Annotated in this window: 22 protein-coding genes; 13 read left to right on the top strand and 9 right to left on the bottom strand. The window is 32.9% G+C overall.

All coding sequences use genetic code 11. The annotated features are described in order from the left end of the window. Nucleotide 1: 1 nt before the first annotated feature. Nucleotides 2–1,108: a right-handed parallel beta-helix repeat-containing protein gene (locus tag LBV24_RS10185; protein WP_224478543.1), complete on the bottom strand. Its 1,107-nt coding sequence runs from the start codon at nt 1,106–1,108 to the stop codon at nt 2–4. Between the two features lie 586 nt (nt 1,109–1,694). On the opposite strand from LBV24_RS10185, the gene LBV24_RS10175 reads away from it, so the two are divergent. Next, complete coding sequence (locus LBV24_RS10175; RefSeq protein WP_114299536.1) at nt 1,695–2,081, top strand: pyrophosphohydrolase domain-containing protein; 387 nt, start codon at nt 1,695–1,697, stop codon at nt 2,079–2,081. A gap of 8 nt (nt 2,082–2,089) precedes the next feature. On the opposite strand, the gene LBV24_RS10170 is transcribed toward LBV24_RS10175, so the two are convergent. Beyond that, entirely contained in the window at nt 2,090–3,160 is a 1,071-nt protein-coding gene (locus tag LBV24_RS10170) for a branched-chain amino acid aminotransferase (protein ID WP_224478541.1), read from the bottom strand. A 117-nt stretch (nt 3,161–3,277) separates the two neighbouring features. Here LBV24_RS10170 and LBV24_RS10165 point away from each other — a divergent pair, with 117 nt between their 5' ends. From LBV24_RS10165 to LBV24_RS10150, 4 genes are read left to right on the top strand one after another with little or no spacing between them, the layout of a single operon-like run. Continuing rightward, nucleotides 3,278–3,781, top strand: coding sequence for a DUF4920 domain-containing protein (locus LBV24_RS10165; protein WP_224478540.1), 504 nt, complete (start codon nt 3,278–3,280; stop codon nt 3,779–3,781). Continuing rightward, entirely contained in the window at nt 3,759–4,217 is a 459-nt protein-coding gene (locus tag LBV24_RS10160) for a hypothetical protein (protein ID WP_224478539.1), read from the top strand. Before LBV24_RS10165 ends, LBV24_RS10160 begins: the two co-directional genes overlap by 23 nt. 2 nt (nt 4,218–4,219) lie before the next feature. Further along, complete coding sequence (gene mnmD / locus LBV24_RS10155; RefSeq protein ID WP_224478538.1) at nt 4,220–4,894, top strand: tRNA (5-methylaminomethyl-2-thiouridine)(34)-methyltransferase MnmD; 675 nt, start codon at nt 4,220–4,222, stop codon at nt 4,892–4,894. 60 nt (nt 4,895–4,954) lie between these two features. Further along, nucleotides 4,955–5,860: a TIGR01777 family oxidoreductase gene (locus LBV24_RS10150; RefSeq protein WP_224478537.1), complete on the top strand. Its 906-nt coding sequence runs from the start codon at nt 4,955–4,957 to the stop codon at nt 5,858–5,860. On the opposite strand, the gene LBV24_RS10145 is transcribed toward LBV24_RS10150, so the two are convergent. Then, nucleotides 5,857–6,594 (bottom strand): LytR/AlgR family response regulator transcription factor, encoded by a 738-nt coding sequence (locus LBV24_RS10145; protein WP_224478536.1) that lies wholly within the window; start codon nt 6,592–6,594, stop codon nt 5,857–5,859. The two genes, LBV24_RS10150 and LBV24_RS10145, sit on opposite strands and share 4 nt — an antisense overlap. 1 nt (nt 6,595) lies before the next feature. Then, nucleotides 6,596–9,475, bottom strand: coding sequence for a sensor histidine kinase (locus LBV24_RS10140; RefSeq protein ID WP_224478535.1), 2,880 nt, complete (start codon nt 9,473–9,475; stop codon nt 6,596–6,598). A 238-nt stretch (nt 9,476–9,713) separates the two neighbouring features. Here LBV24_RS10140 and LBV24_RS10135 point away from each other — a divergent pair, with 238 nt between their 5' ends. Further along, nucleotides 9,714–11,303, top strand: coding sequence for an ELWxxDGT repeat protein (locus LBV24_RS10135; protein ID WP_224478534.1), 1,590 nt, complete (start codon nt 9,714–9,716; stop codon nt 11,301–11,303). Nucleotides 11,304–11,529: 226 nt separating this feature from the next. On the opposite strand, the gene LBV24_RS10130 is transcribed toward LBV24_RS10135, so the two are convergent. The 4 genes from LBV24_RS10130 to LBV24_RS10115 form a co-directional block, all read right to left on the bottom strand. Further along, entirely contained in the window at nt 11,530–12,141 is a 612-nt protein-coding gene (locus tag LBV24_RS10130; RefSeq protein WP_224478533.1) for an outer membrane beta-barrel protein, read from the bottom strand. Between the two features lie 171 nt (nt 12,142–12,312). Continuing rightward, nucleotides 12,313–12,969: a hypothetical protein gene (locus LBV24_RS10125; protein ID WP_224478532.1), complete on the bottom strand. Its 657-nt coding sequence runs from the start codon at nt 12,967–12,969 to the stop codon at nt 12,313–12,315. A gap of 80 nt (nt 12,970–13,049) precedes the next feature. Next, a complete protein-coding gene (locus LBV24_RS10120) occupies nt 13,050–13,835 on the bottom strand; it encodes an anti-sigma factor (protein ID WP_224478531.1) in 786 nt (261 codons plus the stop codon). A gap of 2 nt (nt 13,836–13,837) precedes the next feature. Continuing rightward, nucleotides 13,838–14,395, bottom strand: coding sequence for an RNA polymerase sigma factor (locus tag LBV24_RS10115; protein WP_224478530.1), 558 nt, complete (start codon nt 14,393–14,395; stop codon nt 13,838–13,840). Between the two features lie 126 nt (nt 14,396–14,521). Here LBV24_RS10115 and LBV24_RS10110 point away from each other — a divergent pair, with 126 nt between their 5' ends. Then, entirely contained in the window at nt 14,522–15,034 is a 513-nt protein-coding gene (locus LBV24_RS10110; RefSeq protein ID WP_224478529.1) for a fasciclin domain-containing protein, read from the top strand. A 173-nt stretch (nt 15,035–15,207) separates the two neighbouring features. On the opposite strand, the gene LBV24_RS10105 is transcribed toward LBV24_RS10110, so the two are convergent. Continuing rightward, nucleotides 15,208–15,864, bottom strand: coding sequence for a YceI family protein (locus LBV24_RS10105; protein WP_224478528.1), 657 nt, complete (start codon nt 15,862–15,864; stop codon nt 15,208–15,210). Nucleotides 15,865–16,017: 153 nt separating this feature from the next. On the opposite strand from LBV24_RS10105, the gene LBV24_RS10100 reads away from it, so the two are divergent. The 6 genes from LBV24_RS10100 (at nt 16,018) to LBV24_RS10075 (ending at nt 21,971) form a co-directional block, all read left to right on the top strand. Then, nucleotides 16,018–16,575 carry a nucleotide exchange factor GrpE gene (locus LBV24_RS10100; protein WP_224478527.1) on the top strand — a complete coding sequence of 186 codons (558 nt, stop codon included), beginning with the start codon at nt 16,018–16,020 and terminating at the stop codon, nt 16,573–16,575. A 63-nt stretch (nt 16,576–16,638) separates the two neighbouring features. Further along, nucleotides 16,639–17,751: a molecular chaperone DnaJ gene (dnaJ, locus tag LBV24_RS10095; RefSeq protein ID WP_224478526.1), complete on the top strand. Its 1,113-nt coding sequence runs from the start codon at nt 16,639–16,641 to the stop codon at nt 17,749–17,751. Between the two features lie 245 nt (nt 17,752–17,996). Beyond that, the gene (locus tag LBV24_RS10090; protein WP_224478525.1) at nt 17,997–18,923 is read left to right on the top strand and encodes an ABC transporter ATP-binding protein; all 927 of its coding nucleotides are present in this window, start codon (nt 17,997–17,999) and stop codon (nt 18,921–18,923) included. A gap of 2 nt (nt 18,924–18,925) precedes the next feature. Beyond that, nucleotides 18,926–20,248 carry an ABC transporter permease gene (locus LBV24_RS10085; protein ID WP_224478524.1) on the top strand — a complete coding sequence of 441 codons (1,323 nt, stop codon included), beginning with the start codon at nt 18,926–18,928 and terminating at the stop codon, nt 20,246–20,248. Beyond that, the gene (locus LBV24_RS10080) at nt 20,249–21,073 is read left to right on the top strand and encodes a mechanosensitive ion channel family protein (RefSeq protein WP_224478523.1); all 825 of its coding nucleotides are present in this window, start codon (nt 20,249–20,251) and stop codon (nt 21,071–21,073) included. It begins immediately after the preceding gene. A gap of 7 nt (nt 21,074–21,080) precedes the next feature. Further along, a complete protein-coding gene (locus LBV24_RS10075; RefSeq protein ID WP_224478522.1) occupies nt 21,081–21,971 on the top strand; it encodes a DUF6268 family outer membrane beta-barrel protein in 891 nt (296 codons plus the stop codon).

Here is a 21,971-nt window from a genome sequence, read left to right as displayed (position 1 = left end):
ATTAATTAGCTTTAGCAGTAACGGTTACATTGATATTTCCATTTTTTGGTACGGCACCGTCATAAGATATCACATCTAAGGTTGGTAAACCTCTTGGTACGCCCAACTTACTAAAATTAAAACCATTATTATAAAGACCTATTTCAGATCCACCACCACCACCAGTTAAGGCTGGTGAGCCTGCTTGTAATGTTAAATTGTCTTCTGGTCTAAATGCAGAATTATATGTTGATGTTCCTGCAAAACTTTGAGAAACAGTATTATCTACATCTGTAAATAACGGATTGGTATTGTTTAATGATCCTGTCTCGGTAAATGATCCTGTGGCATTTGACTGATAATCTAAATTACCAAAACCAAAATTATAGGTAAGGTTATTAGACAAATTAAATGGACCTGTATTTAAATTTACAAATATATTAGAACCACTATTTCCGGTAAACATATTATTAAATAAAATAAATGTACCATCTGCAGGGTCATTATTTGTTATTGTCACAGATGTCGTCCCTCTAAAGATATTATTGGCCACAACCAAGGTCAGTGTGACATAAGAGTTAATTCCAGTATTTGCGAAAATATTATTAGAAAATAATAAATTGGAAGCAGTGGAATAAATGGTTTGTGTACCTGTTATGACACATCCTCTTACTTCTACATCATCTACAAAATTGACCCCACTGAAAGGACCATAAGTAGCTGAAGAGAATTCACATTCATATATTTTAGTTCCAACATAAGGTGGTGCTTGAGGAGTTCCAGTATTTGAATAATTAAGACTTCCAAATTTCACCCCTTTAATAGTGACGTTAGAGCTTCTAATACTAACAGTACTCAACTCTGACACTTTCCCTGGTTCACTGTGTGAACGTCCAACAATAGTTATTTCCTTTGAAATATTTACAGTACCATAATTGGTACCAGATGGTTGTACATATATAATGTCACCGGCTGTAGCCGCATCATGTGCTGCTTGTATTGTTGTGTAGGTTGTTGTTGAGTTGGCATTGTTGTCAATTGTGATAATTGTTTGGGCTTCAATGTTGGTTAAAAATAAACCAAGCGAACAGAAAAGGAACACTTTTCTGAAAAATGTAAGTGTTTTCATAATTTATAAAGAATTGATTAATAGCTATTTATAATTTACAAAAAAAACGGCTTGATTAAAAGTGCAGTGATTATCAGAATATTAATATAATACTGACTAATACTCTTGAATCGTGAGTAAATTCAGGTCTTTTCTAGTTTGTAATTTATTTCAAAAAAAATGAAAAAAATCTTAGAAATTTTGATTTCATTAGCCTAGTTGTGTCAATAGTCAATTAATTAAGCGATTTTTTGAAATCTCTTAATTTGTGCGAAAAATAATATAATTAAGACATTGAAAATCAATGCATTATATTTATTTTCTGACAGAAAATTTTGATGATAGTAACACTTTAATTTTGCGAAATTTCTACATAAAGATAAACTTCACCGCAGCAATTAGACCTATAAATCCAATAAAGGCTATTAGGATCCAAACGGTGCCTTTGTAGTATCTTTTATGAAGTGGCAAATCCTTGCGATACTGGTATGCAATAACAATTACAAATGCTATAAAAAATAATATTCCAAAAATCAATTGACCAGTACTAAACATCTGCTTATTTTTATGCAAAAATAATAATTACTGAATTTATAAACTAGCGACAATGCAAGATAAAATCAATGCTGTTAAGGCCTTCCATACAGCTTTTAAAATAGGGCATAGAGAAACACCAAAAGCTAACCTAGGAATAGAAAAAAATATGCTTCGTTATAAATTAATGCGTGAGGAGAATGAAGAGTATCTTGAAGCAGCCAATGATAATGATTTGGTTGAGGTTGCGGATGCTCTAGGTGATATGCTTTATATTTTATGTGGTACCATTATAGAACACGGTCTACAATATAAAATTGAAGAGGTCTTTGAAGAAATTCAGCGTAGCAATATGAGCAAACTTGGTGATAATGGAGAGCCTATTTACCGCGAGGATGGCAAAGTTTTAAAAGGCCCAAATTACTTCAAGCCACACATAAAAGAAATTCTAGACAGATAAAATTAGTCTTAACAAACCTTAATACGCCAACCAAATGGGTCTTCAGCTTTATTAGTCTGGATATCCGTAATTCGCTTCTTAAGTCTAGCACCAAAAGTGTCTTCTAGTTTAGGTAAGTCGTAGTTTTTACCTTTAAATCCAAAACCAGAAATTGGTGATACCACCGCAGCAGTACCAGCACCAAATAATTCCTTAAGGCTACCATTTTCAGAAGCTTCAATGAGTTCAGATACTTTTATCTTGCGTACTTCGGTTTTTATGCCTTCATCTTCAGCAATTTTGAGGATGCTTTTTCTTGTAATACCATCCAATATTCTGTCGCTAGTAGGGACAGTTAATAAAGTGTCGTTTATTCGAACAAAAATATTCATAGCACCAGCTTCTTCAATATACTCATGCGTATTATCATCAGTCCAAATAACTTGCTGATATCCTTTTTCCTTAGCTAATTGAGTTGGATAGAACTGACCTGCATAATTACCACCTGCTTTTGCAAAACCAACACCGCCATTGGCAGATCGAGAATATTTTTCTTCTATCAATACTTTAACATCCCCTGAAAAATATGGACCAGATGGCGCAAAAGCAATAACTAATTTGTAAGAATCTGCTGGAGATGCATGGAATCCTTCACCCGTAGCAAACATAAAAGGTCTTATATATAGTGCACTACCTTCAGAAGTCGGTATCCAATCCTTTTCTATTTTAAGCAATTCTTTTAAACCATTCATAAAATAATCTTCTGGTATTTCTGGCATAGCAAGTCGCTTTGCAGAAATATTTAATCGCTTGCAATTATCAATTGGTCTGAAAAGAAATACACTACCATTCTCATCCTTGTAGGCTTTCATACCTTCAAAAATAGACTGGCCATAATGAAATATCTTTGAAGATGGTTGAAGTGTTATCGGTTGGTATGGCAAAATCTTAGGTGTTTGCCACTTACCATCCTCGAAATCGCATACAAACATGTGATCAGAAAATATTTTACCGAATGCTAAATTGTTAAAATCAACACTATTGATTTTAGTTGTTTTAGCTCTTTCTACCTGTATTTCTTCAGAATATGTAATAGCCATAAAAACGTTGGATTTATGGTGCAAAAATACGCAATCAATACCGTTAAAAAAAGGTAATATATCCTTAAATTTCGTAAATTTGCAACTCGACAATAAATCAATAAAAATATTTATAAAATGAAAAATTTAATCTGGATTTTCGTACTAAGTTTAATGATTGTTTCATGCAAAAATGAAACTAAAACTACAGAAAGCGAAGTAGAGGTTGTAAAAGATGAATTGGCATATGCTTCTTTCGGAATGGAAATTAATGATACCGATGCATTATCTACTGAACGTATGATGGAACATTATAAAGGCTTAAAAGCAGGTGATACTGTAAATGCCAAAATGAAAGGGAAAATTGTTGAGGTATGTTCTAAAAAAGGTTGTTGGATGACTTTAGATGCTGGTGGTGATAAAACTGTTATGGTAAAATTTAAAGACTATGGTTTTTTCATGCCATTAAATGCAGAAGGTGATGTTATTATAAATGGTAAAGCCTATGTTGCTGAAACTTCTGTTGATGAATTAAGACATTATGCAGAGGATGCAGGCAAGTCTAAGGAGGAGATTGAGGCTATTACAGAGCCTAAGTTAGAATACCATTTTGAAGCTGATGGCGTCCTTTTACAACAATAGATTTCTAGTTGTTTTTCTATTGGTTGTAATTCTTGTATCAAGTTGTAAAAACGAAGAAAAAGTTGAGGTGCAACCAAAAAAGGAAACCGTAGAATACGAAATTTATAGGCCTTCTGAAATGGCTAATTTCATGAATGCTATGTATGCCTATAATGTGCAGTTAAAGCAACAAATAATTAAAGGTGAAACACCAGTTGTAATGTCTTTAGATTTAATGAAAATGCACTCGGCAGAAATGAGCAATGGACATGGACGAACACCAGTTTGGAATAGCTTTGTCAATGTTTTTATTGAAGCTCAACAATCTGTTGCAGACACCTTGTCTAATGTAGAGTTGAAGGCACGTTATAACGATGCCATTAATAATTGTTTGGCATGTCACAAAACAGAATGTACAGGACCGATACCTAAGATCAAAAAATTATTGATACAGTAGGTTTGAAACGGAAAATAATAACAACGTCAGACGGTTCTAAAACTATACAAATTGAAGATTGGAATGAACAATATCATTCCATTCACGGCGCGATAAACGAAGCAAACCATGTTTTTCTTAAACATGGTTTGCTTTTTTATTCTCAGAACAACCGAAAATTGGAAGCCATTACAATATTAGAGATTGGTTTTGGTACAGGTTTAAATGCATTTTTAACCCTAGTTGAAGCTGAAAAACAGAGCCTTAATATTGATTATGTTGGAGTAGAGGCTTATCCTGTTTTAGGTGAAGAGATTGAGCAACTCAATTATATAGAACTGATTTCAGAAGATCATGCGTCTAAATTTTCAGAAATGCATGATATAGAATGGGGAAAACCTAAATATATTTCGTCAGAATTTAAATTAGAGAAGCAGCAAAAATTCTTTAAGGATATAACTGATGAAAATAAATATAACATTGTCTATTTTGATGCCTTTGGCGCTCGTGTTCAACCAGATTTATGGACCGAAGAAATCTTTGAAATAATGTACAAGGCACTAAAATTAAATGGTGTATTAGTTACCTACTCTGCAAAAGGTAGCGTTAGGCGTGCCATGCAAGCCGTTGGGTTTGAAGTTGAAAGATTACCTGGACCTCCTGGTAAGAGGGAAATGCTACGAGCCGTAAAACGTTAAATCCAATTTAAAGTCTGTTCTTGCGGTTGGAGCCTTTAGTATCTTTGCAAAAAAAGCAAGATGACAGTTTTAATTACAGGCGCTACGGGTTTAATAGGAAGGGAGATTGTAAAACAATGTCATGATGAGGGATTTAATGTACATTATTTAACGACTTCAAAATCAAAGCTAGCAACTGAATCTAATTACAAAGGCTTTTATTGGAATCCAAACAATAACGAAATTGACCACTCATGTTTCGAAGGTGTTTCAACCATCATTAATTTGGTCGGTGCATCCATTTCTAAACGATGGACAGAATCATACAAAAAAGAAATCTTAGAAAGTCGGACCAAAACAGCTAAGTTACTTCAAGACACTATAAGGTTACATAATTATAAAATAGAACATGTGGTTTCTGCAAGTGCCATTGGAATTTATCCTTCGAGTTTTACCAATTATTATGATGAAGAATACGACCAAAACTCAGATTCATTCTTAGGAACGGTTGTAGCACAATGGGAAGATGCAGTAGACGGCTTTAAAGAGTTAGGTTGTAAGGTAGCAAAAATTAGAATTGGATTAGTTTTAGCTAGACAAGGTGGTGCTTTGCCTGAAATTGTAAAACCAATAAAGTTTGGTGCAGGTGCAGCTTTTGGAAATGGTAAACAATGGCAAAGTTGGATACATGTTATAGATTTAGCGAGTATTTTTATTCATGTGGTAACACATAAATTAGAAGGTATTTATAATGGAGTTGCACCAAATGCAGTTACAAATTCCGAACTTACTAAAGCTGTGGCAAAAGTGTTGCAAAGACCATTAATAATGCCAAATATTCCAAAAGCATTAATGAAACTAATTCTTGGTGAGATGCATATTTTGCTTTTTGAAAGTCAGCGCGTAAGCTCACAAAAAATAGAATCAAAAGGCTTTTATTTTAAGTATGCTAATCTAAATCCTGCTCTTGAAGATTTACTGATTTAATTGCTCAGTACCTTCAGCAACATTGGTTTCTTTCTTTTAGAAACAGGTAATGTCGTTTTGTCATTAAGAACTACATAGCCACCGTCTTTATTTATATAGCTCTGAAGATGTTGTAGGTTGATTAAATGCGAATGGTGTATTCTTAAAAAGCCAGAATCTTGAAGTATTTCCTCAAAATCCTTTAGTGTTTTAGCAACGACTTCTTTTTTATCTCCTTCTAAAAATATCTTTGAGTAGTTACCATCTGACTGAATTCTTAAAATAGAGCTACACTCGTACATAAAAACACCCTTTGTGGTTTGGAGTGCAATTTTCTGTCTTAGAGGATCAATACTTCGATTATTGATGAGACTATTAAGTTGTTGTTGCATTTTTGCAAGGTCAATTTTCTTCGCTTTTTCTACAGCTTCAGTTAGTTCGTCGCTATCAATGGGTTTAAGCAAATAGTCTAAAGCACTTATCCTTATGGCCTTTATGGCATATTTACTATATGCTGTAGTAAAAATTACTTTAAAGTTTTTTGTGTTTAGCTGTTCTAAAAGATCAAAACCGGTACCATCCTTAAGTTGTATATCTAAAAAAACAATTTCTGGTTGAACTTCTGAAATAAGCTCATATCCATCCTTTACGGTTGTGGCACTTCCGCATACTTCAACATCTGGACAATTGTTGTTTAATTCCTCTCTTAACGCTGTAACAGCTTGTTTTTCGTCTTCTATGATTACTGCTTTCATATTACCATATGTTTAAAATTGGAAGCTTTATTATTACCTCTGTACCTTGATTATTTTCACCGTCTTTAATTTCAAAATTGATGTTTTCACTATTATGGTTTTCAATATCAATTCTTTCCTTGGTTATTTTTAAGGCTTTTGAGGTGTTCTCACTTTTTGCATTATTCTTTTTTAAGGATTTAGAATAGCCTACACCGTTATCAATGACCTTGCAGATTAATTTTTCACCAACTTTTTCGAATGTGATGGTTAACTTCCCTTTTTTATTTAAAGGTGCCAGCCCATGAATTATTGCATTTTCTACCAGAGGTTGTAAAATTAGGCTAGGTAAACCTGTTTCAGATTGATTAATTTCTGGATCAACTATAATGTTATAATCAAAGACATCTACATATCTGAGTTGTATTAGTTTTATATACAATGTTATTATTTCAATTTCTTTGTCAATACTAATTAGCCGTTCGTCATTTTCAAGAATCAACCTCAATAATCTTGATAGCTTTGTGATATAGCTATTGGCTTCTTTTAGATTACCGCCGGAATAATATCCTTTGATGGTATTGAGCGCATTAAAGATAAAATGCGGATTCATTTGCATTCGCAATGCTTTTTGCTCTAAATCCAGCATTTGTTTTTCAATTTGTATTTGCTGTTGTTTAGCCTTTAACATCTTGCGCTCCTTGTTAAATCCTTTTTTAAGAGATGCAATACGTTTTCCTATTAAAAAATAGAGTAAAGTAAGAAGAGCAATTAAGATTATAAGGATAAAGGGTACAGTCTTATAAAATGGTGGGTTTATTTTTAGTTGTATTTGTTTTGATTTGCTCCAAATACCGCTTGTGCCTTGTGCTCTAATTTCAATGGTTTGGGATCCACTACTTAAGTTTTTTATTTCTAAATTTCTATTATTGGTTGTATTCCAAGGGCCATCATTAATTCTATATTGGTAGATGAGTTTAGAAAAATCTGAAAATGATATACCAGTAAATACAATGCTTAAATTATTTTCTGAACTTTTGAGATCAAAAAGATTATTAGGTTTGGTATTATTTATTAAAACGTTTTGAATTACAATACTAGGTACTGCGTTGTTTGCTTTAATAGTTGACCAATCAAAGGATAACAATCCTTTATCCGTAGCCAGATATATTAACGAATCATTTATTGCAATGTCATTGATCTTCTCTTCATCAATTCTTAGCAGTTGGTTTATACTCGATACTCTTATCTCATCGTTTTGAAATTCTATTTTGTCAAGACCTTTATTGGTGCCAACAAGTAAACTTTCACCAAAAGGCTTAATGACATAACAAGTATTACTAGATAACTCTTGCCTTTTTGAAATGTGATGCTTTATGCGTTCTCCCTTTAAAATAGACACACCCTTAGAATTTGTGGCTACAGCATATTCCTTTGTACGACCATTAAAATGAATATCATGTATAGAAGAGTTCAGTTCTTCAGCTTTCTTGTTAATACGATAAATAGAATCGTTCTTGTAAACAAATAAACCAGTCGTAGTTCCAAAGAAGATACCATGGTCATCAAAGGATTCTAATACGTTAGTGCGTCTTTTAAAGATATTGTAGTCTTTAAACTTATGTTTGTTTTTTTCTTCGTTATTTGTTAATGATGGAATTTTGTCAACTTCACTTGGTAAACACTTATATACCATGGAAGAGGCAATAAAATAATGAGATCCATTAAAATGAAAATCGTTTGCACCAAAGCCATATGTTTTAGTATCATTATTATCTAAAATGAAAGATTTGTTATTGCCGGTAACGACTATATTATTAGAAAACGAGCTTATGTTTTTGATATACTCGTCTTGTATGATATTATTAAATGGTCTTACTAACTTATTAGAATCAGAAGTTAGATTGAACAGACCTTTTTCTGAACCTATCCACAAATTGTTTGAGTCGTCAAATTGTAGGGAAGTTATTTTAATACGTTCATTTAATGTATCGTATTGTTTTAGATGGAAATTAGGGATGAATTTTATTCCATTATTCAAGGTTGTTATCCAATAATTGCCTTGTCTATCCTTTAAACTATTGGAAATAATATCACCATGAAAATGTTTTTCAATATTAGATTCTGATTTAATGAGCAGGCCATTTCTAGTTCCAATCCAAAGGCCATTATCAATTTGCTCTAAATCAATTATGTCTTCGTTTATTTTAGGATTATCATGCTTAACAATACCTGAAGATGTAACTTCTAAAAGGCCAATTTTATTTGCGAATATCTTCTTACTGTTAAAATTGACGGTTCTATAAGCAAAATAAGGGTTCATTTGATCACTGAATGAATGCAAGAGCTTCATGTTATGATCTAAAACAGATTCTAGAGTTAAATAAATAGGCTGGTCGCCATCAATCCAATACCCAAACAAAGTTGCAGGTGTTTGAAAAGATTCAATGTGGTTGGTTTTTAAATTGATTTTTCTAATTTGACCGTCTCTGTACAGAATAAATAAGAAATCATCAATTTCAAATGCATCAACAACAAGTTTGTCATGCGAAGCATTTTTTAGGAGTGTATTGTTTTTTGTATTGTAGAATTTACCATCCTTCAAAAAAGAAAGTGAGCCATTTAAAGTTAAAAACCAGATTCGGTTTTGAGAATCTTGGTAAACATTAAATACCTCGTTGTCGGAAAGTCCATCATCTGTACTAAAATGCTCGAATGTGTAGCCATCAAAACGTAATACTCCAACGTCGGTTCCAAACCATAGGAATCCATCATTATCTTCAAAAACCGAATAAACGTTTGATGTTGGTAATCCTTCTTCTATGCCAAATTTTATCGAATATGGATCTTGCCCAAAAATTGCTAAGCAATGAAATATAAAGAGAAGGTATAGTCTTTTCAAAGATTTTGAATATATTATTAAATATAGGCTTTTCCCTGCCTTTTTCAAATTTCACCATACCCACATATTAGCGGTTTCAATACACTTTTCAATTAAAACAAACCAATTAGTAAATCAGGATTACCAGTTATGTTTAGAGATAATTTTTTACCGAATAAATAAAACTATCCACTTATCATAAAAACAAGCATTAAGAATAGATAATATGGAGTTTTACAAAACTCTAAATTTATTTATTATGAAAAAAAATCTACTTTTCTTAACTGTGTTTTTCAGTGTGGTATTTGGTTTTGCTCAGACTACTTTAGTAAGGGATATAATGAGTGGAGCCCCAAATGGTATAAATATTAATACCGAATTATTTAAATATAATGACAAGATTCTATTCAAGAGTTTTGCAGGAGAACTATCTTATTCTGATGGAACCAATTCTGGAACATTCTGGATAAATATAGGTATCGGTAGGGCAGAACCAGAAGGGTTTACACTAAATTCTGTTACTAATGAAGTTTATTTTAGTGCCAGAGGACCTGGTGTTAATGATACAACTGTTACGGAATTGTGGAAAACTGATGGAACTGCCGTTGGCACAATGTTGGTTCATGATTTTTCGCCATTTACGGGATGGAGTAGCACACCAACAGATATTTGCGATAACAATGGTGTTATTTTTTGTAACGCCTATGTCAACAGTACAGGTAATGAACTTTGTATTTCTGATCCAATAAATACATCAAATAATACTATTTCGATTGATCCGACTGGTAGTAGTGGAAATCCTGAAAATTTATTTTCTTATAATTCAAAAGTATATTTTTCGGCGAGTGGTCCTGCAGGTTATCGCGAACTGTATGTTTCGGATGGCACATATTCTGGAACAGGATTATTGAAAAATTTAAATCCAGTTGGTTTTGGTGATCCTGAAGAATTTGTAGAGTTTAATAATAAGCTTTACTTCACGGCCAAAAACGGTTCAAGTGGAAGAGAGCTATGGGTAACTGATGGTACATCAGCTGGCACATACATGGTCACTGATATTAATCCAGGAGGTCATAGTAATCCTAGTAATTTCCATGCAGTTGGTAATCGGCTTTATTTTAGTGCCACGAACGATAGTACAGGAACTGAATTATATTATATGTTAACCAATGAAAGTGTCATATTATATAGAGATATCAATCCAGGTACTGCGAGCAGTAACCCTTCAGGATTTACATCATATAACGGATACACCTATTTCAATGCTGATGATGGAACTAATGGTCAAGAATTATGGCGAACTAATGGAAGTATTTTTGGTATAGGACTATTTAAAGACCTAAATCCAACCGGTTCGAGTAGTCCAGGTTCATTTCAAAAATATAATGGTAACCTATATTTTTCTGCAGATGATGGTTCAAATGGTGAAGAATTGTGGATTACTGATGGAACTTTATCGGGAACTGTTATGATTGCCGATATTAATCCTGGTGCTGGTAGTAGTGCACCTAGATTTCTGGTTGATGTTGATGGTGAACTATTATTCCATGCTGATGACGGTTCAGTGGGTAGAGAATTATGGAAGTATGTTGATCCATCACTTTCAACAGACGATGTTGAATTAAGCTCAGAAATAAAACTACTACCCAACCCAACACAAGATTATTTTTCAATTTCAACACAATTAAATATTGAAGATGTACTTGTTTATGATATTAACGGAAAATTGGTAAAACAGTTTTATGGATTGCAAGATCAATACAAAATAGAGGATTTAAGTAGTGGTTTATATTTGGTGAATGTGTATTCTGAGGATAAAAAGGAAACACTTAAACTTATGAAGTTGTAATTTTTGTATCGACTTTTTGAAAAATATAAGCTAGAACTTTTTTTAACCGTTTTCTATACCGTAGCCTTTGTAATCATATGGTTATTGTTTAGATAGTTTTAAAGTTAGGGCGAGCCTCCTGGATTATTCTAGGAGGTTTTTGGTTTTAGAAATTATATACAATGGTCAAGGTAATCTTTCCCACCGTAATGTGCTATACATGGTGTTGCCTGCTAGTGTTTTTTACTTAAATTTTGAATATTGCCCCTACATTAAAACTCATATGAAAATTCTTCCCGCTTTTTTGTTTAGTACTATCTGCTAGACCAATAAAATTGGAATTCTCAACGATGACTAAAAATTCAGGTGCTATATTAAATTTGTATCCAATTCCACAGTTAATTCCGAATTGAGTCGGGTTTGCAAAGTCATTAATATCAACATAACCATTACCGTCATTATAATTAGCCTCTGCATTAGTCAAAATTCCAAATCCTGCTCCATAATTTATATACCAATTTCTATTTGTTCCAAAGTGATAATTTACAGTCAATGGAATCGTAAGGTAAGTTGTCCTTTCAGAATATTCGTCGGTGAAGATGAAAAAGTCCACACTATTAGTTCCCATTCTTTGATAAAGCAAACCAATTCGTATGCTCCATCTATTATTAAAAAAGAAATTTCCGTATGCTCCAATCTGTATTCCAGACACAGATGATGAACCAAATAGGAAAGAATCTAATTGGTTGGAAGCACTATAACCAATTATTGGTGTTAATTCAATATTCCCTTTTTCTCTAATTTGACCGTTGCATATTAGGCTACTGATCATTATCCCAAAACAGAGTAAATATTTCATATTTTTTTAGCAGATTTAAATTTGGGTGTTGGTTTTAAATTGTGGGCAACGGTCTCGACTATGATTTCTACCGTAGAAATCAAGTCATTTAAAGTTAAACTAATTTTTGGAATAGGTGAGTATTAGCAATGACACGAGCGTAGCGAACTGGCGAAGCAATTATAGCCATTTTTAGCGCCAGTATTTTCTATTTTTATTTAAGAATCCGAGAACCTTATTAGAAACGGCACTTGTCAAGTTATTTGTCACGCAATTAATAGTTCCAGATTCACAAGCGAATGTAAATCCAGGATTTTGGTCGTATACAGTCAATTTTTCATCAAGGACTATTTCGTCAAATTTTAGATTGTATAATTGGTATCTTATTTCCCCACTCATTCCATTCTCATTCTTTGAAAATTCAACTTTTGGAATATTTACAACCCAATTCATATTGTGTTTTTTCGCAATCTTTTTCAATTCCGATTTTGTTGAGTTATTATTTTCGTGAGCTGGATAAACCATATGGTTTTCGTGGTATTCAAAAAGTTTGTAACTGAAGTAGAAATTAAGTCCAAACGTGATTTGAGAACCTAAGTCCATTTTTTCCATAAACAGAATTTCCTTTTCTGATTTCAGTTCAAAATTTTCTCCATTACTCTCCCTAACTCTTTGCTTATGTTCTTCTGTCAATTTTTGTTTTCGCTCATACATTTTTGCAATTGAATCAAGTCCTTTGTCAGTAAAAGTTTCTTGAGGACTTAATACAACGATAGAAGGAACCCTATTTTCTTGTGAAAAAGAGGTAAAAGAGTAAATGAGCGATATTGTCAGTAGTAGATTTTTCATATTATTCCCACTATGTTTTATACCCTAAAATTAGAAGAAAAGACAGGTTTTACAATACGTAAGCATACGTATTTTTCTTACTAATTGAGATAGATGTTGGTTACCAATCTAGAAACTGTTGGGTGATCATTACCACCTGCTGGTTCTATAGTGATATTTAAAGATTCTGCATGGTCAATATAATTCATCGCCAACAAGTTTTTATCCTTAGAAATAACACCCATATTTATCATTTCGCCTTCAACATCTGCCCACATTTGGTAATCGTGCTCTGCATCTAAATCGGGTAATTTTTCTGCATTGATTACCACAGATTTTGTGGTGTGGTTAACATAGCTCACTACCTTTCCCTCTGGCATTAAGGTATTGCCCTTAAGGATATACTGTTCTGTGTCTGGGTGTGAGAGTGTAGCGTATAGAGTTGTATTACTGTTAAGCTCCTTATTTAACTTATCTATGGTATTGTTTAATTCACTATTGGTGCTTTCTACTGTATTGAGCTGTTGTTTTACCTCACTAAGTTGAGAAAACATCCAGATGCTACCAACTAATAGCAGACCAGCAACACTAGCCGCAATACCAAGATAATATTTGTCATTACCACCAGAGTATAGTTTAATTACTTTGGCTTTTGGTATAGTAGTTTTAGAAACGAGCTTTAAGATGTTTGATTTAACTTCAACAGGAGGTTCGATGGCATTTTCTAATCCCATGGATTCAAAATCCTGTTCTAACAAATCATATTTTGCTTTTAGTTCAGGATCAGACGCAAGCAATTTCTCAATTTCATTGCATTGATCTGCATTGAGTTCACCTAGAAGGTATTGTTCTAATAATCCGTTATCTAATAGTTTCTTCTTATCCATCATCACAGCGCATTAAGTATTAGTAATATTACACTTAGTGTCTTTACATACGATTCTCTTAGTTGTTTAAGAGCTTGTCTAACATAAGATTTAAAGGTGCCAAGGGGTACATTCATAACCTTATGTGCTTCTCTATGTGTTAATCCATTAAAGTAGACTAACTCTAACGCATTTTTATGATGCGTTTCTAATGTTGTTATGGCCCCTTTTAACTTCAAAAACTCAGGGTCTATATTACTAACGTCTTCCTCTTTATTAGCATATACACCAAAATCATCGGTTTGGATGAGTAAATCCTTTTTTCTTAGAACATTTAACACTTTGTTTTTCGCAATTCTATACACCCAAGTATAGAATCTTCCCTTTTCAATATCATATCGATCGGCTTTGTCCCAAACGGTAATAAATGTTTCTTGTAATAAATCTTGTGCTTTGCCTTCATCCTTAATCATCTTTAGGATAACACTGTAAATGGCTCCTGAATATTTGTCGTAGAGTAACGATAATGCACGCTCATCCTTGTTTTGAAGTTGAGTTATAAGCGTAATATCGTTTTGCATGTGTGTTAAAGATTTCCCAAAAACAAAAGGTTGCTCATCTGTGGCAAACAAGCTTGTGTAAATATAAACGAAAGCACTTCAAAAATGAAAAAAGTGCATAAATAGTTTAACCAATAATATAAAATTATGAAAAAGTTAGTTTTTATTTTAACAACGTTTGTAGCCTTAACATTTAACCAAACTGCTACAGCTCAAAAAACAATTGTAGATGTTGCAGTAAGCAATGAGAATTTTACAACTTTAGTTGCAGCTTTAAAAGCAGCAGATTTAGTAGGTGCTTTACAAGGCGATGGACCTTTTACAGTATTTGCTCCAACCAACGACGCATTTGCAAAGATTGATCAAAATGCTTTATCTAACCTATTAAAGCCTGAAAACAAAAAAGCATTAGCAAACATTTTAACTTACCATGTTGTACCTGCTAAATTAATGGCATCAGATGTAGTTGCTGCCTTAAAGAAAGGAAACGGAAAAGTAGAGGTTAAAGCATTAAACGGTACAGTATTAACTGTAATGCAAAAAAATGGAAAGATTTGGTTGAAAGACCAAGCCGGAAATTACAGTGAGATCACTGCAACTGACGTAAAAGGAAGTAACGGCGTGATTCATGTAATTGACACTGTAGTAATGCCTAAATAGTTGGTTTTAGTGTATTAATTATTAGTTGATGCATTACTACAATCTGTTATTAATTAATGGTTGGTTGATGGTGATTGATTAATAGCGACAGCAATTTTAGCGATAAAATTGCTATGAAAGAGAAAAGCACTTACCTTTTGGTAAGTGCTTTTTGTATGAAAATAGTTTATTAATTAAGCTTTATTAGCAACTAAAGTTACCTTTAACTCAATGTCATCATTGATAAATTTATCTCCTAAATTATCAAAGAAAGATTTAGATCCATATTGAATATTCCACTTAGAACGATCAATGGTAAATGTTTCACTCGTTAGCTTCATTGTATCACCTTCTACAGTTGTACTCACAGGAATACTAATGTTATTAGTTTTTTCTTTCATTGTTAAATTTCCTGAAAGCATTGTTTTTCCTTCAACAACAGAGATACCTGTTACTTCAAATTTTGCAGTTGGGAATTTTTCAACATCAAAAAAGTCAGCACTCGTAAGATGGCCTCTTAATTTAGCATTTCCTTCTTCCTCTGCAGGTATATCAGTAACCACTATACTGCCCATGTCAATAGTAAAGTTTCCACTTTCAATATTCCCGTCGTTTACACTTACAGAACCTTCAGAAATTGAAATTGTTCCGTTATGAGAGCCCGTTGGCTTAAACCCTTTCCATTCAATCATGGAGTTTTCAGTATTGGCATTAAAAGTAATTGCAGTCTGTTCTGCCACTGCAGCTTCTTCAGCAGCTTTTGTTTCAGCTTCTTTCGCTTTGTCGTTACCGCAACTAGTAAAACTAATTAATGCTACAACCGCGAAAATTTTAAAAAATGATGTTTTCATGTTAATGTTTTAGATGTTTTATTTGAAGTTGCAAAGGTAGCTATAACTATACTCTAAGAATTATAAAAAAATGTTAATGACATTTTGACATTATTATTAGAATGGCAGTACTTTTGCCACAAATAAATCGAAGATTTAAAAATTGAACTCAAAATGAGTAAAAAAGATAAGAACAAAAAAGCTGATGAACCACAAATAGATGAAGCTACAACTGCAACTGCAGAGGCTGAAGTGGAAACCCAAGAAAAAGAAACTAAAACTCCAGAGGAACAATTGCAAGATCAATTGGCTGCAGAGAAGGATAAATTTATGCGTTTGTTCGCAGAATTTGAAAACTATAAAAAGCGTACCAATAAAGAGCGTATAGAGTTATTTAAAACTGCAGGACAAGATGTAATGACAGCTATGCTTCCGGTTTTAGATGATTTTGAGCGTGCATTGATGCATATAGAAGAAGACAAAGAAGCTGAAGAATTGAGAAAAGGAGTGTTGCTTATTTATAATAAGTTGGTGACTACTTTAGAGCAAAAAGGTTTGTCTAAAATAGAAGTTAAGCAAGGCGATGTGTTTAATGCGGATGATCATGAAGCCGTGACACAAATTCCTGCTCCGAGTGATGATTTAAAAGGAAAAATTATTGATGTCATTGAACGTGGTTATAAGTTAGGTGACAAAGTAATTCGCTTCCCAAAAGTGGTTATAGGGCAATAAATTCAACATGTTTCCAAAAAAATTTGGGAATAAAAAACAACCCAATTATTTAGGGTAATTAGTATGAAAGAAGATTATTACGACATTTTAGGCATAAGCAAAGGTGCTTCTGAATCAGAAATAAAAAAAGCTTATCGTAAAATGGCTTTAAAATATCATCCAGATAAAAATCCGGACGATAAGGAAGCTGAAGAGAAGTTTAAGAAAGCAGCTGAAGCCTATGAGGTATTGAGTAACCCAGATAAAAAAGCACGTTACGATCAGTTTGGTCATCAGGCATTTGAAGGCGCAGGTGGCTTCGGTGGTGGCGGAATGAATATGGATGACATATTCAGTCAATTTGGTGATATATTCGGTGGTGCTTTCGGTGGCGGCTTTGGCGGCTTTGGTGGCGGCGGAAGACAACGTGTGGTTAAAGGCAGTAATTTGCGCATAAGAGTTAAACTTTCTTTGGAAGAGGTAGCAAATGGTGTTGAGAAGAAGATAAAAGTAAAACGTAAAAAGCAGGCGCCAGGTACAACCTATAAAACTTGTGGAACATGTAAAGGTTCTGGCCAAGTAACAAGAGTTACCAATACTATTCTAGGACGTATGCAAACGGCTAGTGCTTGCCAAACCTGTGGTGGTGCTGGTCAGGTGATAGATAAAAAGCCTGCAGATGCTGATGCACAAGGATTAAAAGTCACTGAAGAAACAGTTTCTGTAAAAATTCCTGCTGGCGTAGTAGATGGAATGCAACTTAAGGTTACCGGAAAAGGTAATGATGCACCAGGTAATGGAATCTCAGGTGATTTGTTGGTATTAATTCAAGAGGAAAATCATCCTACCTTAAAACGTGAAGGTGATAATTTACATTATGATATGTATGTAAGTTTGCCAGATGCTGTTTTGGGTACATCAAAGGAAATAGATACTGTTACAGGCAAGGTTAGAATAAAGATAGATGCAGGAGTACAATCTGGAAAAATATTAAGACTCCGAGGCAAGGGTATACCAAGTATTAATGGTTATGGCAAAGGCGATTTATTGGTTCATGTAAATGTTTGGACACCAAAGACTTTGAGCAAAAAACAAAAGGAGTTTTTTGAAGAAATGAAGAATGATGAGCATTTTGAACCTAAACCAGAAAGTTCTGATAAGTCTTTTTTTGAAAAGGTAAAAGATATGTTCTCGTAAAACTGCCTTGTTAAATAAAAAATATTATCTTTGAATTATCGCTAATGCTAATTAGCGGTAATTTTTCTTTTTCATAGCAATTTTTTCCCATCCTTATTTAATTATAAGGGTGGGTTTTGTTTTTTATGGAGTTAACAGATTTGAGAATTGATAATACTAAATCAATTTGTGTCGCATAAATAACGTAAAACTCTATAACATTTAATATATTTACTTTCTAACCTAGAATATAAACTCCAGACTATATGAACAACTTATTAGTTGCTGATTCCGTCTCAAAAAATTTCGGAAAATTTAAAGCACTAAACCAAGTGTCTATTGGTGTACCAAAGGGCAGTATTTTTGGATTATTAGGCCCAAATGGAGCTGGTAAAACAACCCTTATCAGAATTATTAATCAAATAACCATGCCGGACGAAGGGCATGTTTATTTAGATGGTCAATCCTTAAAACCAGAGCATATAAAGGATATTGGATATCTTCCAGAGGAAAGGGGTTTGTATAAATCTATGAAAGTTGGAGAACAAGCACTTTACCTAGCACAATTAAAAGGCATGTCAAAATCCGAGGCCAAGAATAGATTAAAATATTGGTTCGATAAACTGGAAATTGGTGATTGGTGGAATAAAAAGATTCAGGAGTTAAGTAAAGGTCAAGCCCAGAAAATTCAATTTATTGTTACGGTTTTACATCGACCTAAATTATTGATTTTTGATGAGCCTTTTTCTGGATTTGATCCAATAAATGCCAATTTAATTAAAGACGAAATCCTAAAACTAAGAGACGAAGGTGCAACGGTAATTTTTTCTACTCATAGAATGGAATCCGTTGAAGAATTGTGTGACCATATTGCCTTGTTGCACAAATCCAATAAAATATTAGATGGCAAGCTCAATGATATTAAGCGCAACTTTAAAACAAACACTTTTGAGGTTGGTTTGCAATCATCAAATAGTGAGTCTGTCCTTTCTGAAATTAAAAATTCATTTGAGGTCTTACCTGCGACGTTTAAAAACCTTAATGATGATATTAAATTGAACATTAAAATAAACGAATCTACCTCGCCGAACGACTTATTATCATTTTTAACCTCTAAGGCTGAGGTGCACCATTTTGTTGAGGTAATTCCTACGGCAAATGATATTTTTATCCAAACCGTACAAAATAATTAGGCATGAATCATTTACCCCTCATTATAAAGCGTGAATATTTAACCAAGGTTAAAAACAAATCATTCATAATCATGACCTTTTTGAGTCCATTGATAATGATTGCCCTTATTGCATTGGTTTCTTATTTATCCCAAATTAATAATGATAAAAAACGAACCATTTCAGTCTTGGATGAAACCGGATACTTAATAGATATTTTTGAAAGCACTGAAAATACAACCTATTTAAAACTTACTGGATTAAATTTAGATGACGCAAAGGAAATAGTTAAAGAGAAAGAAGATTATGGTTTATTGCATATTGGTAATGTTACATCATTAGATGACGTTGGTAAGAATATAAAATTTTATTCAGAGGAATCACCTTCCTTAACAATTATATCAGGATTAGAGAGAAAAGTTGAGAAGAGGTTGCAAGAGATAAAATTGCAAAAAGATGGTGTTTCACTTGAGCAAATAGATGCCTCTAAAACAAGTATTGATATTGCACAAGAAAGTTTTGATGGTGAGAAAAGTTCTAAAATTGATAACATTATTAAACTGGCATTTGGTGGTATTGCAGGTTATTTATTGTTTATGTTCATAATTATTTATGGCAATATGATTATGCGTAGCGTTATTGAAGAAAAAACCAGTAGAATCATTGAGGTTATTATTTCTTCCGTTAAGCCTATTCAGCTAATGATGGGTAAAATTATAGGCACCTCATTGGCAGGTGTAACACAATTTGCTATTTGGGTAATTTTAGGAGGTGTTATGCTTACAATAGTCTCAGCCATCTTTGGCATTGATATGGCCCAAGTTAATACACCACAACAAGAAATAGTTAATCAAGCAATGTCAGCGCAAGGGTCGGATGAAGTGCAAGCCATGGCAGAAAATATATTAACGGCAATAAATAATTTACCTATAGGTAATTTAGTAGTTGCCTTCATATTCTTTTTTATTGGTGGTTATCTTTTATATAGTTCACTTTATGCTGCTATTGGTGCGGCGGTTGATAATGAAACGGATACACAACAATTTATGTTGCCTATTTTAATGCCGTTAATTTTGGCAGTCTATGTTGGTGTTTTTACTGTGATTGAAGATCCTCACGGAACTGTATCAACGGTGTTTTCTTTTATACCATTAACATCTCCAGTAGTAATGCTCATGCGAATACCTTTTGGAGTACCACTATGGCAACAAGGGCTGTCACTGTTGTTATTAATTGGTACATTTATTTTCGCGGTATGGTTTGCGGCTAAAATTTATAGAGTTGGTATTTTAATGTATGGTAAAAAAGCAACCTATAAGGAATTGTTTAAATGGCTAAAATATTAGATGTCTAGAATAAAGGAAATACTAAATTATAAATTATCGTTCTCTGATGATATATCCATCAGTGTAAAGGGATTGTTGTTTGTAATTCTAGTAATAATTCTTACTTGGATAGTATTAAAAATTATTAAAAGAATTCTAACTAGAAACTTACCAAAAGAGGATAAGGCAAAATTTAATACAGTTTTTTCATATGGTAAGTGGGTAGTATACCTTGTTTTCCTATTAATAACACTTAATGCCATAGGTTTTAATGTGACAGGCATTTTTGCTGCTTCAGCAGCATTATTGATTGGTGTTGGACTTGCATTACAAACACTTTTTCAAGATATAATTTCGGGTATATTTATTTTGTTAGATCAATCCGTTCATGTTGGTGATATAATAGAATTAGATGGTAAGGTAGGACGAGTAGAAGAAATTAAACTAAGAACAACAAGAGCTGTTACAATAGACAATAAAGTTCTTGTAATACCAAATCATTTGTATTTAACAAACTCACTGTTTAACTGGACACAAAATGGAACGCTTACTAGAGAAAATGTTGAAGTTGGAGTAGCATATGGTAGTGATGTTCAATTGGTAAAAAAACTACTTTTAGAAGCAGCAAATAACCATCCAGAGGTAATTAAAGTGCCTGAACCACTCGTTGTTTTTACCGAATTTGGTGAGAGCTCTTTAAATTTTAAGTTAATTTTTACGTTAAATGACAGTTTTAAGGCCACATTTCCAAAAAGTGATATAAGATTTGAAATTGATCGTTTATTTAGAGAAAATAATATTACCATTCCATTTCCTCAAAGAGATATACATATTAAAAACAAATAAATATTTAATGAAAATTAGGCTTCCAAAATGTATAATTCTGCAACTCATCATTGGATTTTGTTGTACTCATTTTGCGCAGGCCCAATTAACGGATTTGGCTAGGTTAGAATATTCGTTTATACCTAGTAGTAAATCTGAAGACCAATATACGAGACTTAGGGCATCTTTAAATTTTCCAATTAAAATAAAAGATAAGGACTATTTAATTATCGGTGGAGAGTATAATAGAATAATATTAAACCTTGAAGAAGAATATCCTTTTGATACTGGATCTTTAGAAACTTTACATATTATAGATTTTAGTCTTGGATATACATTTAAAGGTAAAAATGACTGGAGAGTTGGTATAAATATTAACCCAAGAATTGCGTCTACATTGACCAACTCAGTTACTTCAGACGATTTATTTTTAAATGGTGGGATCTTTGCAATAAGGGATAGAACTAAAGCAACTGATATTGATAAACCATATAGATTTATTTTAGGTTTAACATATAATACTACTGCAGGTGTGCCTTATCCACTTCCGTTTATTAGTTATTATAGAAGAGTGAATGAAAAATGGTCTTATAACGCAGGTATACCAAAATCAAACTTAAAGTATTTTTTCAGCGAAAAAAGTATGTTACAAGTATTTGCAACATTAGATGGATACTTTGCAAACATTCAACAACCTATTGATGTTGATGGGCAAAAGGTTAATAACATATCACTTTCTGTTGCAGTGGCAGGACTTGGGTATGAATATTGTTTTACCAAACATTTAGTTGCTTATGTGTATTCAGGTTACACCTTTAGGTTAAACAATGTACTACGGAATAGCGATAGAGATGAAATATTTGGATTAAACGAATTAAATGCGTTTTATTTCAGAACAGGAATTAAATTTAAAATATAG

It is taken from the genome of Winogradskyella vincentii (assembly GCF_020166345.1).
In the GTDB taxonomy this organism is placed as follows: Bacteria; Bacteroidota; Bacteroidia; order Flavobacteriales; family Flavobacteriaceae; genus Winogradskyella; species Winogradskyella vincentii.
The sequence above is the reverse complement of the archived record's forward strand: the minus strand, read 5'-3'. Positions and strand labels throughout refer to the sequence as shown.